We start from the raw sequence: 12,274 nt of genomic DNA on the forward strand, positions 1-12,274 counted from the left end.
TAGACCACCTAGCTTGCCGGTTAAAGCATTTGACTGAATCAGTCAGCTGTCATGCGCGGATCTCCCATAGCGGGTGCACGGTCTGTTGGGAGCCCATGGCAGATGACTGCCTGATGATCGATTGTCGTTACGGCCAGAGCCATGGGCGCTCCTCTGGCCATTGGTGCGCCTTTACCAAGCAGCGCCCTTTCTATGGGGAGTGAACGATATGAAGAGTTTGTTCGTCAGTTTGGCTGTGATCGGCCTGGCGTTGACTGTGAATGCCAGCGGCACATCCAGTGCAAACGTGCCGCAACACATGCGTTCCTTTACACCCTTCATACCTATGTGCCCGCCGGGAGAGCATGCCGTGCTGGTCAACGTCAATGGTCATCTTGTATTTGAATGCGTGCCCTACTAATGATTCTGTTTGCTAGAAGAGAGTAATGATTGCCAACGTGGGGTAGGGGGCTTTTCAATGGATCGCCCCATGAAAAAAGCCCGGCGGTCACTCGCCGGGCTTTTCGTTGAAGTAGCCTGCTCGATTGCAGAAATCGCAGACACGCGGCTCCCAAGTATCGCATTCGAGGCATTCGGTCATGTTCAATCGACTGCCATGTGGCGCATGGACATTTGACCCAACGTCTGGTTCTACCTACGATGACTGACGACGACTGGATCATCCCCAGTTGGCCACAAACGAGGAACAGGGGAATCAATGAGAAAGAGAGTTTGGATTTTCGCCCTGTTGTTGCCGAGTTTGTCTTCCTTGGCGGCTGAGGATCGTTCGACATATCCGATGTGCTATCGGGTCTTCGACGCTCAGCAGAGTTGTGAGGAGGCTTTCATTGCACATGTGGGCAGTAACTCAGCTAGAGGAAAGGAGGCGGTGGCGGCATTGAGTCAATTCAAGCAACTGCGCGCGCAGATACCGACGGCTGGTAACCCCGCTGAGTCGGAGGCGGCTTGCGCAGGTCATCTAAGAGCAAGCGTTCTAAATTCAGCTGCGTTCATAGTCTCTTCGCTACGCCAAGAAGGTGACCAAGTGCAGGCTTCGAAATGCGCTGCGGCGATGGAAAGTATCCGTTGACGTGGATTCGATTTCAGTCATCGCCCCAAAAAAGAGAGAATGTTGGAAAAATCGGACCGGGTGTAGTCAATTGAATTAACCATCCCCTGACTTGGAAGAGTCTTCGTATAACTACTGGAATAGTTTTCTAGATATTGTAAAAACGACCTGTCATTGGTCGCCGATGTTCGTCCATAACCGAAGTGCTCGAGGAGAGTCGCGGTTATTGAGTCATCCATCTTCGTACATCTCTGGAAGAGAAGCCTCAAACTCCTCAAGGTCCCGCACTGTAATCCATACATCTTTTGGCGTCACAGTCACTGGAACCGTGATCTCCATCGGTGCGCTTAAGTGGTCCGAGAGAATTTTGATGCTAAGTTTGTCAAGCGTCTCTGGTGGGCACACCAGATAGAGAGTGTCAGAAACCTTAGTTTCGCCTGCTTGAAGCTTTCCCATCGAAAATTCCGCAACTAGATGGCCCTTGATAAAGCCGAACGTGGGCCGTTTCGGATTTCCAAATGGAGGTGGAACAAAATTTGGATGATCGGGGATGCCCATGAGATAGGGGCTTGGCCTGGGACAAAAACCGAAGCCTTCCATCAAGCTGAAACCACCCGAGGCCAAAGCAAGTATCTGAACTCTGACATCGTCAGCGTAGGTATTTCCTGCATTTTCGACTTGTATTCGAAAACCAAAGTGGCCTTGTTGTTCGCGGAGGTATTTCGCCAGTTCTCTGTAAAACTCTGTGTTCGAGAGCTGTTGGTCCCATTCACCCGCCACGATTGGCTGTGGTGGTAGTTCGTAATCGGGTAAGGGGCTGTTTTCATCAACCACGAAATAGTTGTAATCGAACACGATGTGTTCGTATGGGGTCGCGTGGCCATCCCCACTGACAATGGTTAATTTCAATTTGGCAGACGTTGATGCGATAGCCTGGGCAAAGCCCATTTTTGCAATTTCTTCTGGTTTGGCCTCGGCTGTAGATGATCCTCGACGTACATAGACCACATCGGACTTTAGTTTTCCGAAAGGCTTCTTGAGGTAGAAGGGTCTGTCTTGAACGTCAATGGTGAACAGCCCAATTTTCTTTCCGTTGAAGTCGACCGAGTGATAAGAGAACTTGATGGGTTTGTTTGTTTTTTCATTGATGAACTGTTGAAGCTTGGCATCGTCAATATCCTTATCGAGACCCTCGACTTCTCTTGGATTTTCCCTTACGCCGATGATGATGTGTGCGGGTCCTTCACGCCATGAATTGGCGAAGGCAAGGATGTCTTTTAAGAGTTTGGATTTCTCTTCATCACTGGCTCCTTCAAACTTGTATTGTTCAAGCTTGAAGTCGAGCGAATCTCCTTCGCCACGGTACAAAAGTGTCTCGATCAATTGTTGGTCAGTCATAAGAGTTACTCACTTTTTCCCCTTCAGTTTGTTCCTTTCTTTTCTTGCGTCCAAGGCCTTCACGCGCATGAAGTATTGGTCAAAGCATCCTTTGGTTGTCCGTTGGATGTTCAGCTCTGGAAATTTTATTTTACTGACGTCTTCGGCTCTTTCTTGAAGGCTGGAAGGTTGGATGTAGTGCCGCCTAAGGATTGAGCTTCCTGTGCTATGGCCTGTCAATCGAGCAATTCGGGCATCTGACAGGCCCGAGCGTTCTGCGACATATGCAAAAAGATGGCGAAAACTATGAAAGGTTTTAGCAGGGTCGGTTATTTTACAAGTGGCCCTCAGGTGAAGACGGTTGAACCAGTCCGCGATGGGATCGCCGGGACCGTGAACAGAAACGGTTCCAGGTTGACTTAATTTTGGTTCCACGCACGCCTTGCATGAGGCAACATTTCCAAAACAAGACGCCCGGCGATTCCTCGCCGGGCGTCTTGCTTTTGGTGCCCGCGTCCGAAGGCGCTTGACGCCCGGTACTGCAATGCTTGGCTCAGGGTTGGATTTCGTCCCACGACAGCGCAGAGTGTGAGGCGTATCGAAGGGGCGACTTACGTCGAGGGTTGCGATCTCAGCCAGATCGTACCGAGGTATTCTGCGAGCTCCCCTTGATCCACGGTGCCGTTGGCGACATCTACCATGACTTCCTCAAGATCAGAAAGCTCTTCGATGATGATCCCTTCCATCTCCAAATAGGTCAGCGTGCAAGCAAGGCCGGTTCGCTTATTCCCATCATTGAACACGTGGCCTCGAGCAATGGCCACGGCATATGCGGCAGCGATGCCAAAGACATCATTTAGGCCGGCATAGAAAACATGATTTTCTACACGCTGGATGGCGGCCTCCACACCACCTCGCCCGCCGCTGGCAAACCCCGAAAGGCCACCGTATTTAGCTAAAATTTCGTCATGGATAGTAATCACATAGCCGAGATCCAGCATTCATCGATCCTTCAATGCCTTTAGGACCTTGTCATGGGTAGCCATGACTTTTCGGGCCGCTTGAACTACACGGCTCTTTGACTCTTCGGTGGAGACATTCACATCTCTTTTCGGGTGAATGATTGGGCGCGGTTTCAGCTCTACACCGTGCAATACTTTTTTTTGTTTACCGGTCATGAGGCACCTTCGCCATTGCAGGGCAATTAACTAGTTCAGCCAGCTCAGAGACTAGTAAAGTCTTTCGCGACTTTGCGCTTTTTATTGTAACACGCGGCTAAAAAGCAGAAGAAAACCTGCTACGCCGCCTTTAATGGGGCGCCCTCGTCAGGGTGGGTGCTTGATGCGTAAGTCCCGGAAACGAAAAACGCCCGGCGATTCCTCGCCGGGCGTTTTGCTTTTGATGGTGGAGGTGGCGGGAGTCGAACCCGCGTCCGAAGGCGCTTGACGCCCGGTACTACATGCTTAGCTCACTGTTGGATCTCGTCCCGCGACAGCACAGAGTGCGAGGCGCATCGAAGGACCAGCCCGCTTGATTTAACCCTGGCCGGCAGGCGGCGACTTTGGGCGATCCCGTGATAATGACCCTACATCCACGAGCACAGGCACAAGTGGGTTCGGGGCTAGGCCTTAAGCGGCCAGAGCGTAGTTGTCGTCGTTGGCAACTATAAGTTTGCGGCTGGATTAACGAGGAAAGCTGCCCCCTCGGCATGCACCAAGCTATCTCACTACCCCCGTCGAAGCCAGAACACCCCCGGGGAAAAAAGATCGCGTTAGCGGTTCAAGTATATATGGTGACGGCAGTACGCGATATCAACCCATGGCGGGCTAGGGCGTCGGATCATGCCTCGCGGTTGTGCGAGCGCATGGTGCGCTGCTTTTCGCGCTGCCAGTCGCGTTCTTTCTCGGTGTTGCGCTTGTCGTGTTCCTGCTTGCCGCGCGCCAGGCCGATTTCGACTTTCACCTTGTTGGCCTTCCAGTACATGGCCATGGGCACCAGGGTGTAGCCCTTGCGCTCGACCGCGCCGATCAGCTGGTCGATCTCCTGACGGTGCAGCAGCAGCTTGCGCGTGCGGCGGTCCACCGGCACCACGTGGGTGGAGGCGCTGATCAGCGGTGGGATGGAGGTACCCACCAGGAAGATCTCGCCCTTCAGCACCACGGCATAGCCGTCGCCGAAGTTGATGCGGCCGGCGCGCAGGGCCTTCAGCTCCCAGCCTTGCAGGGCCACACCCGCCTCGAAGCGCTGGTCGATGTGGTACTCGTGCCGGGCGCGCTTGTTGAGCGCGATGGTGCCGCCGGTTTCTTTTTTGTCTTTGTCCTTTGCTTTTGCCATGTCCGTTAAACTTTGGGCCTGTCGCCCAGGGCAGACTGTCTGCCTGGGGCTGGAATTCTTCTGATGGGGCCGACGTGATCCAAATCCGCCGCAATGCCTTGGTGAAATATTCGCCGACGCAGATGTTCGACCTGGTCAACGAGGTCGAAGCATACCCAAAGCGCTTCGCCTGGTGTGGCAACGCCGAGGTGGTCGAGCGAGGGGACAACATGCTGGTGGCGCGGCTGGATCTCAAGTTCGCCGGCTTCCATCACAGCTTTACCACCCGCAACACCATCGACCGCCCACGCCGCCTGCAGGTGAGCCTGGTGAACGGGCCGTTCCGCAGCCTGGAGGGCTTCTGGGATTTCATCCCGCTCGGCACGGACGGTTGCAAGGTCGCGCTGGAGCTGGATTTTGACTACGCCGGCCGGCTCGGCGGCACTGCATTGAAACTGGGTTTCCAGGGGCTGGCCAATCGCATGGTCGACGATTTCTGCCGTGAGGCGGACAAGGTCTATGGCTGAGCGCATCCGCGTGGAAGTGGTTTGCGCGATGCCGGAGCGCCAGCTGTTGCGCCAAGTAAGCCTGCCGGCGGGCAGTTCCGTGTTGCAGGCGGTGGAGCAGTCGGGGATTCTTGAAGAGATGCCCGGGCTGGTGTTTGACCCGGCTCACTTGGGCATCTTTTCCCGCCGCGTCGCGGCGGATGAAACCCTGCAGGATGGCGACCGGGTGGAAATCTACCGGCCGCTTGCGCTCGATCCGAAAGACGCGCGGCGCCGCCGCGCCAGGTAAAGCCGGCGGGGCGATCAGTTCGGGCCGCCGCCACCGCTGTTGTCGTCACCGCTCTTCTCGCCGCCCGCGTTGGGGTTCTTGTCGCCGGAGGTGTCGTTGACGTCGTATTTGGTCTTGAACTTGTTGCTCTGCTGCACCAGCTTCTGCGCATCCTGGAAGTACAGGTTGCCTTCGGTGCGCACCAGCACGTCGTTGTTGAAGAACAGGCTCATGTTATTGACCTGCATCTTCTGGCCGCGATGCGAGTACGTGGACACGTAATCCCAGCGGTTCTGGTTGAACGGCGTGGACACGGAGGGTGTGCCAAGCAGCACCAGCACCTGGCGCTTGGTCAGACCCGGCTTGAGCTGCTCGGCCAGGTTCTTGTCGATGGTTTTATCGAAAAGATTGCCCTGGGCGACGTCCGGGGTGTACACGATATGGCAGCCGGCGAGCGACAGCGCCAGCGTGGCATAGCCCAGTGTGCGAATCAGCTTTTGCATTCGTAGTGCGTCCGGATCGTGAAGAGGTCGATGATACACTAATGGCTTGATTCCACCGTGTATCGGGAGCTTGCGATGGAGCAGGAAACACAAGAACTTCGCAAGGCCGGGTTGAAGGTCACCCACCCCCGGATGCGCATTCTGCAGATCTTCGAGGAAGAGGGCGCCCGCCACCTCACGGCCGAGGACGTCTACAAGAAGCTGCTGGGTTACCAGGAAGACATCGGCCTGGCCACGGTGTACCGGGTGCTGACCCAGTTCGAGGCCGCCGGCATCCTCAGCAAGCACAACTTCGAGGGCGGGCAGGCGGTGTACGAACTGGATCGCGGCCAGCACCACGACCACATGATCGATGTGGACAGCGGAAAGGTGATCGAGTTCGTCAGCGAAGAGATCGAGCGCTTGCAGCGCGAGATAGCGGCCAAGCACGGCTATGAGATTCAGGACCATAGCCTGGTGCTGTATGTGAGGCCGATGGGGAACCGCAAAAAATAGGGGCACGTAGGCTGGGATGACAATCCCAGCTTGCCATGTCCGCACTTGCGCGATGCTGGGATTGTCATCCCAGCCTACAGGTTTCCCGGAAAGCGGGCAGAAAAAAAGCCGCGGGAGGACTCCTGTCCGCCCTGCGGCTTACCGTTGTCTCTTGACTGCAATGTATCGGAGTTGCTCGCGATACCTGCATATGTCCAGACTCCGGCGGAGTGGCATCCTGCCACTCTTCGAGTCACCCGTCCCCACGGCTGACTCGCGCTCACCGTCTCGCGACGGCGGCTCCCCCACATCGATGGACAGATGCTAACGAAGCTTTTACGGAGCTGGTATTGGAAAATTTCCTAGTTACAGTGTCACAAGTCACTGGTTTCGGTTCGGGATATGCTGCTTCGCAGCAAAATTCGCAGGTGAACGCCTTGGGCGTCGGGCCTGAGGCGGAACAATCCGCCCAGTGAAGTGACGCGGTCGCGCATGCCCTGCAGGCCCCGCCCCCCGCGCGGCACGCGCGCCGGCAGACCCACGCCATTGTCCCGAATGTCCAGCAAGGCCAGGGCCACGCCCGCCCGCTCGCCAATGCGCAGGCGTAGGCGGAATTCCGAAGCCTGGGCGTGCTTTACGGCGTTGGTGGCGCTTTCCTGGGCCAGCCGGTAGATCGCAGTGCGGATGTCGTCCTCCAGCAGGCGCGGATCGCCGTGCAGTTCGGTGTGGTAGAGCATCCCGGCGGTAACCATCAGGTCGCGGATGGGGCCTTCGTCCAGCGCGCGCATCAGGCCGAACTCGTCCAGCACTGCGGGGCGCAGGTCGTCCATCACGCGATGCAGGACTCGTCGCATGTGGGCAAGGATGTCGTTGATAGAGGTGCCGATATCGCCCATGCCGGCCTGTTTCAGGCGGGTCTGGGCCAGCTTCACGTGGGTGTGGATGGCGGTGAGGTTCTGGCCCAGTTCGTCGTGCAGCTCGGCGGCCATATGGCGGCGCTGGTTTTCTTCCGCCTGCATGTTGCCGCGCGCGGCGTCGCGCAATTGGCGGGCCAGGTGATCCAGGCGCCGGTTCACTGCTGCGAGGTACACGTTCTGCTCGGCCATCCGTTCGCTGCTGCGGCGTAGCGCGTCGGTGGCCGAACCCAGCATCAGCGCGCCGGTGCCGGCCACGGCGAGGAACATGTGCGAGGAGGCCGTGGGTATGACATGGGTGAATACGCGGTCGACCACAGCCATGCCGAGACTCGATACCAGCATCGACAGGCTGGCCCCGCGCCAGCCGTGCCGGAAGGCGAAGAACAACACCGGCGCCAGCGACAGGATGCGTGCGAACTCGCGTTGCGGCGCCGCTTGCTCGGTGAGGATCAGCAGGATCACCAGCGCCGGCAGCATCACCAGCAAGCCGTCCATCAGCAGTTCGGAGGCCTCCTGTTTGGACGGGAGGATGCGCCAGAACATGATCAGCGGCGGCACGATCAGCAGTAGCCCGACGTAGTTGCCGAGTACCTCATTGCCGAACCCTTCCATCAATCCGTTCGAGGGCAGTTCGTTGAGTAGTGCCATCACCAGCGCGTCGGTGGCCGTGGCCGCCGCACCGATGAAGCCGCCGGCAAGCAGCAGGCGCGAGACTTCCTCGGGGTCGCGCATGCTGGGCCGCAGGTTCGCGCGGCGCAGCAGCCCCAGGCACAGCGCCACCGTCAGCGGCTGCGGCAGATCCCAGAAGACGAAGCTGTGCCAGTCGGCTCCGTACCAGTACTCGATGCTCGCGGCGACCGCCAATTCGGCGCTGATCAGCCAGCCCCAGTAGCGCAGCGGGGACAGCAACAGCACGCCGAAGCGCAGGCCGAATTGCAGGGTCCAGTCCGGTTGCGTGGTGGGCCACAGCAGGGCCCAGAGCAGGCCGTAGCCGAGGCCGGCGACGGGGCCGGAAGTGAGCAGGGAGAGTTTTAGACGCATGCGTGGATGTTAGCGGGCGGTGGCCGGCGTGTGAGGGTTACCCATTGCCTGGGACACCCCTAGGCCCCTTCTGGGAGCCGTCATTCCCGTGAAAGCGGGAATCCATCTTCGCTTTTTGCATCAGGGCAACATGGATTACCGCCTTCGCGGGAATGACGGCCCTCTGGTTTGCTACAGTGCCCCCATGCACAGCATTGTTCTGGTCGACGATCACGCCATAGTCCGCGAGGGGTTCAAACGGCTCATTGAAATGGAGCCCGACCTCGAGGTGGTGGCCGAGTGCCGCAATGCCGACGACGCGGTGGAGGCGATCGGTCAATTCCGCCCCGACCTGGTGGCCCTGGACTTGTCCTTGCCGGACGGCAGCGGCTTGCCCTTGATCGAACACTTGCGCAGCGTCGCCACGCATACGCGCATCGTGGTGTTGAGCATGCACGATGGCGAACCCTACGTATCGGAAGCGTTGCGTCGCGGGGCAAGCGGTTACGTGACCAAGGGAGTCGCGCCTGAAGAGCTGGTGGCCGGCTTGCGTGCGGTGATGCGCGGCGAGCAATTCCTCAGTTCCGATTTGCGGCAGCGGCGGGCGGAGCGTCCGCAAGACACGCTCGATCCGATCGACCGGCTTACCGCGCGCGAGCATGAGGTATTCCTGCTGCTGGCGGCGGGGCGCGCACCCAAACAAGTGGCGGCGGAGCTGGGGATCGGGCAGAAGACGGTGTACATCCACCGCGCGAGCTTGATGGGCAAGCTGGGAGCGGGATCGGAGCTGGATCTTTATCGGATTGCCAGTGAGCGGGGCTTGCTGCCCATCCGCACGTGATGCGCGGCGGGGGATTTTCGTAGGCTGGGATGACAATCCCAGCTTTCGTCCGGACCGCCATGCTGGGATTGTCATCCCAGCCTACGCATTCACTCCTAAACCTGCGCCTGTTCCAGCATTTTCTTCGCATGCGCCCGTGTTTCGCGCGTGATTTCCACGCCCCCGAGCATGCGCGCCAACTCGTCGCGCCGCCCCTCGGCGTTCAGCGGTTCGATGCGCGTATGGGTGGATCCGCCTTCGGCATGTTTGCTCACGCGCAAATGCGCATGACCTTGCGCGGCCACTTGCGGCAAATGCGTCACGCACAGCACCTGGCAGCGCGAACCCAGTGCCCGCAGTTTCTGGCCGACCACTTCGGCCACCGCGCCACCGATGCCGGTGTCGACTTCGTCGAACACCATGCAGCCGATGGTGTCCTTGCCCAGCGTCGCCACTTCGATGCCCAAGCTGATGCGCGCAAGTTCGCCGCCCGAGGCAACCTTGCGCAAAGGGCGCGGCGGCTGGCCGGGATTGGCGCTCACCAGCAGTTCGCAGCGCTCGCGCCCTTGCGGATCGGGATCGCTGTTTTCGGAAATCTCCAGGGCCACCTGCAGCACGCCGCCAGCCATGCCCAGCTCGGCCATCAGGCTGCTGACTTCCTTGCCTAGCCGCTTGGCGGCGGTTTGTCGCGCCTTGCCCAGGGCTTCGGCGGCTTTGTCGTAGTCGCGTTGCAGCTGGGTGCGTTGTGCTTCCAACTTTTCCAGCGCCTCGCCGGCGTTTTCCAGTTCGGTCAGTTCGGCCTCAAGGGCGATACGCCTGGCATCGAGTTCGGCAACCGGCAGGCGATGTTTGCGCGAAAGTTCGTGCAGTCGCGTGAGATGGGTATCCACTTCGGCGTAGCGGTCCGGATCGAGGTCTACGTCCTGCGCGTAGCGGCCAAGGCCATCGACGGCTTCGTTGAGCTGGATCTGCGCGCTGTCGAGCAGTTCGAGCATCGGCGCGAGGCGATCGTCCAGCGCGGCGAGGCGGCTGAGTTCGGCATGCGCGCGGCCCAGCGACGAACGCAGCGCCAATTCACTGTCGCCATCGAGCAGGTCGACGACGCCGGTGATGCCTTCGGTGAGTTTGCTGGCATTGGCCAGCCGCTTGTGGCTGTTTTCCAGTTCCGCCAGTTCGGCCGCGGGCAGCGCCCATTTTTCCAGTTCGGACAGCTCGTGCCGCAACAGGCCTAAGCGATGCTCGCGGTCTTCGCCGCCGGCGAGCTTGCGCATACGCGCGCCGAGTTCGCGCCATTGCTGCGCCAACTCGCGCACTTGCGCCACCCGCGCTTCGTTTTCGGCATAGGCATCCAGCAGGTTCAACTGATGGGCGCGATCCAGCAGCGCCTGGTGTTCGTGCTGGCCGTGGATTTCCACCAGCAACGCGGCCAGCTCGCCGATCTGGCTGAGGGTGGCGGGGCGGCCGTTGATCCAGGCACGCGAGCTGCCCTCGGCGCGGATCACGCGGCGCAGCTGGCAGGCGCCGTCTTCGTCCAGTTCTTCGCGTTGCAGCCAGTCGCGCGCTTCGGGCAGCTTGGCCAGGTCGAATTCCGCGGCCAGTTCCGCGCGATCGCTGCCGGCGCGCACGATGCCACTGTCGGCGCGGGCGCCGGCCAGCAGCATCAGGGCATCGACCAGCAGCGACTTGCCCGCGCCGGTTTCGCCGCTGACGACGGTCAGGCCGGGGCCGAAGGCGATATCGGCTTCTTCAACGACGGCAAGGTGGCGAACGTAAAGAGAGGTGAGCATGAGGTGAGGGTGGCAGTGGTCGGGCGAATTGTAAGTGGGAACGGGTTACAGGGAATGGGAGCTGCCCGCTCCCCCGTCAGGCAGGGGAGGGGGCGCATCGCGCAAGCATGCCCTTCCTTTCTTGCTTTCTTCCCCGCCAAACCTTATTTCTTAGGCGTCTCACGGATTGCCACAGCGCATGTCTCGTCACCCTGGCCATGAACTCGATACCCGCGCGCGGCGCCTGCTGCGCACGTTGATCGCGCAGTATTTGATCGACGGTGAGCCAGTGGGCTCGCGCACGCTGTCGCGGTCTTCGGGGCTGGACGTGAGCCCGGCCACCATCCGCAACGTCATGGCCGACCTGGAGGAGGCTGGCCTGGTCGCCTCGCCGCATACCTCGGCCGGGCGCATTCCCACCCCGCGCGGACTACGCCTGTTTGTCGACAGCCTGATCGAACTGCAGCCCTTGGCGCACGACGAGATGGTGCGGCTGCAGCGCGAGTTGCCGCCGGGTCCGACCACGGTGCGCGACCTGGCCGGCAATGCCTCGGCCCTGTTGTCGGCCATGACCCATTTCGCCGGCGTGGTGATGGTGCCGCGCCAGACCGACTTCCCGCTGCGCCATATCGATTTCGTGGCGCTGCCGGAGGCTCGCGTGCTGGTGATCCTGGTGTTCTCCGACAACCAGGTGCAGAACCGCGTGATCCAGTTGGACAAGCCGTTGGACGCACGGGTGCTGGAGCAGGCGGCCAATTACATCAACGAGCATTTTGCCGGCTTGCGTGTGGATGACATCCGCGCGCACCTGCTGCACGAACTGCGTCAGGCCAGCAGCGAATTGCATCAGCTGCTGGCCCAAACGGTAGAGTTGGCGGCAGCCTCTTTCGCACCGCAGGACGAGGATGTGCTGGTCAGCGGCCAGACCAACCTGATGGCCTATTCGGAACTGGGCAACCTGGAGCGCCTGCGCGAATTGTTCGAGGCGTTCCAGAAAAAGAACGAGCTGCTGCAGCTGATGGAAACCTGCGCCAAAGCCCCCGGCGTGCGCTTGTTCATCGGCGAGGAATCGGGTTTCGCCGCGCTGGACGGCTGCAGCGTGGTCACTGCCAGTTATGGGGCGCAAGGCCGGTTGCTGGGCGCGGTGGGGGTGATCGGCCCCACGCGCATGGCTTACGATCGCGTTATTCCGGTGGTGCAGGCCACCGCGCGGCTGCTCAGCGACGCCTTGAATCGGGCTGCTACGGCCTTATAACGGCAGG

The 12,274-nt window shown here is 59.8% G+C and carries 13 protein-coding genes and 1 other RNA gene; 6 read left to right on the top strand and 8 right to left on the bottom strand.

Annotation, left to right across the window (positions count from 1 at the left end):
- Window positions 1-208: 208 nt before the first annotated feature.
- Window positions 209-400: a hypothetical protein gene (locus QQJ96_RS23090; RefSeq protein ID WP_284334393.1), complete on the top strand. Its 192-nt coding sequence runs from the start codon at window positions 209-211 to the stop codon at window positions 398-400.
- Between the two features lie 879 nt (window positions 401-1,279).
- On the opposite strand, the gene QQJ96_RS23095 is transcribed toward QQJ96_RS23090, so the two are convergent.
- From QQJ96_RS23095 to smpB, 5 genes are all read right to left on the bottom strand, one after another.
- Window positions 1,280-2,446 carry an AlbA family DNA-binding domain-containing protein gene (locus QQJ96_RS23095; RefSeq protein WP_284334394.1) on the bottom strand — a complete coding sequence of 389 codons (1,167 nt, stop codon included), beginning with the start codon at window positions 2,444-2,446 and terminating at the stop codon, window positions 1,280-1,282.
- 590 nt (window positions 2,447-3,036) lie between these two features.
- Window positions 3,037-3,426: a type II toxin-antitoxin system death-on-curing family toxin gene (locus QQJ96_RS23100; protein ID WP_284334395.1), complete on the bottom strand. Its 390-nt coding sequence runs from the start codon at window positions 3,424-3,426 to the stop codon at window positions 3,037-3,039.
- Window positions 3,427-3,603 (bottom strand): hypothetical protein, encoded by a 177-nt coding sequence (locus QQJ96_RS23105; protein ID WP_284334396.1) that lies wholly within the window; start codon window positions 3,601-3,603, stop codon window positions 3,427-3,429.
- Between the two features lie 224 nt (window positions 3,604-3,827).
- Window positions 3,828-4,179, bottom strand: a transfer-messenger RNA (tmRNA) gene (gene ssrA, locus QQJ96_RS23110).
- Window positions 4,180-4,264: 85 nt separating this feature from the next.
- Window positions 4,265-4,759, bottom strand: coding sequence for an SsrA-binding protein SmpB (smpB, locus tag QQJ96_RS23115; RefSeq protein WP_284334397.1), 495 nt, complete (start codon window positions 4,757-4,759; stop codon window positions 4,265-4,267).
- 74 nt (window positions 4,760-4,833) lie between these two features.
- Here smpB and QQJ96_RS23120 point away from each other — a divergent pair, with 74 nt between their 5' ends.
- Together QQJ96_RS23120 and QQJ96_RS23125 are read left to right on the top strand one after the other, a co-directional pair.
- Entirely contained in the window at window positions 4,834-5,265 is a 432-nt protein-coding gene (locus tag QQJ96_RS23120; protein ID WP_284334398.1) for a type II toxin-antitoxin system RatA family toxin, read from the top strand.
- Window positions 5,258-5,533 carry an RnfH family protein gene (locus QQJ96_RS23125; RefSeq protein ID WP_284334399.1) on the top strand — a complete coding sequence of 92 codons (276 nt, stop codon included), beginning with the start codon at window positions 5,258-5,260 and terminating at the stop codon, window positions 5,531-5,533. The genes QQJ96_RS23120 and QQJ96_RS23125 overlap by 8 nt, the downstream gene beginning before the upstream one ends.
- 14 nt (window positions 5,534-5,547) lie before the next feature.
- Here QQJ96_RS23125 and QQJ96_RS23130 read toward each other — a convergent pair whose 3' ends face one another.
- Window positions 5,548-6,015: an outer membrane protein assembly factor BamE gene (locus QQJ96_RS23130; RefSeq protein WP_284334400.1), complete on the bottom strand. Its 468-nt coding sequence runs from the start codon at window positions 6,013-6,015 to the stop codon at window positions 5,548-5,550.
- A 75-nt stretch (window positions 6,016-6,090) separates the two neighbouring features.
- Here QQJ96_RS23130 and fur point away from each other — a divergent pair, with 75 nt between their 5' ends.
- Window positions 6,091-6,510: a ferric iron uptake transcriptional regulator gene (gene fur / locus QQJ96_RS23135; RefSeq protein WP_284334401.1), complete on the top strand. Its 420-nt coding sequence runs from the start codon at window positions 6,091-6,093 to the stop codon at window positions 6,508-6,510.
- 353 nt (window positions 6,511-6,863) lie between these two features.
- Here fur and QQJ96_RS23140 read toward each other — a convergent pair whose 3' ends face one another.
- Window positions 6,864-8,447, bottom strand: coding sequence for an MASE1 domain-containing sensor histidine kinase (locus QQJ96_RS23140; RefSeq protein WP_284334402.1), 1,584 nt, complete (start codon window positions 8,445-8,447; stop codon window positions 6,864-6,866).
- 184 nt (window positions 8,448-8,631) lie between these two features.
- Here QQJ96_RS23140 and QQJ96_RS23145 point away from each other — a divergent pair, with 184 nt between their 5' ends.
- Entirely contained in the window at window positions 8,632-9,267 is a 636-nt protein-coding gene (locus QQJ96_RS23145; RefSeq protein WP_284334403.1) for a response regulator, read from the top strand.
- 95 nt (window positions 9,268-9,362) lie between these two features.
- Here the strand turns inward: QQJ96_RS23145 and recN are convergent, their stop codons facing one another.
- On the bottom strand, window positions 9,363-11,033 hold the full coding sequence (recN, locus tag QQJ96_RS23150) for a DNA repair protein RecN (RefSeq protein WP_284334404.1): 1,671 nt from the start codon (window positions 11,031-11,033) through the stop codon (window positions 9,363-9,365).
- Window positions 11,034-11,211: 178 nt separating this feature from the next.
- Here recN and hrcA point away from each other — a divergent pair, with 178 nt between their 5' ends.
- Window positions 11,212-12,267, top strand: a complete 1,056-nt coding sequence (gene hrcA, locus QQJ96_RS23155) for a heat-inducible transcriptional repressor HrcA (protein WP_284334405.1) — start codon at window positions 11,212-11,214, stop codon at window positions 12,265-12,267.
- Window positions 12,268-12,274: the final 7 nt, after the last annotated feature.

The sequence above is a fragment of the Dyella flagellata genome (assembly GCF_030160275.1).
Classification (GTDB): domain Bacteria; phylum Pseudomonadota; class Gammaproteobacteria; order Xanthomonadales; family Rhodanobacteraceae; genus Dyella_B; species Dyella_B flagellata.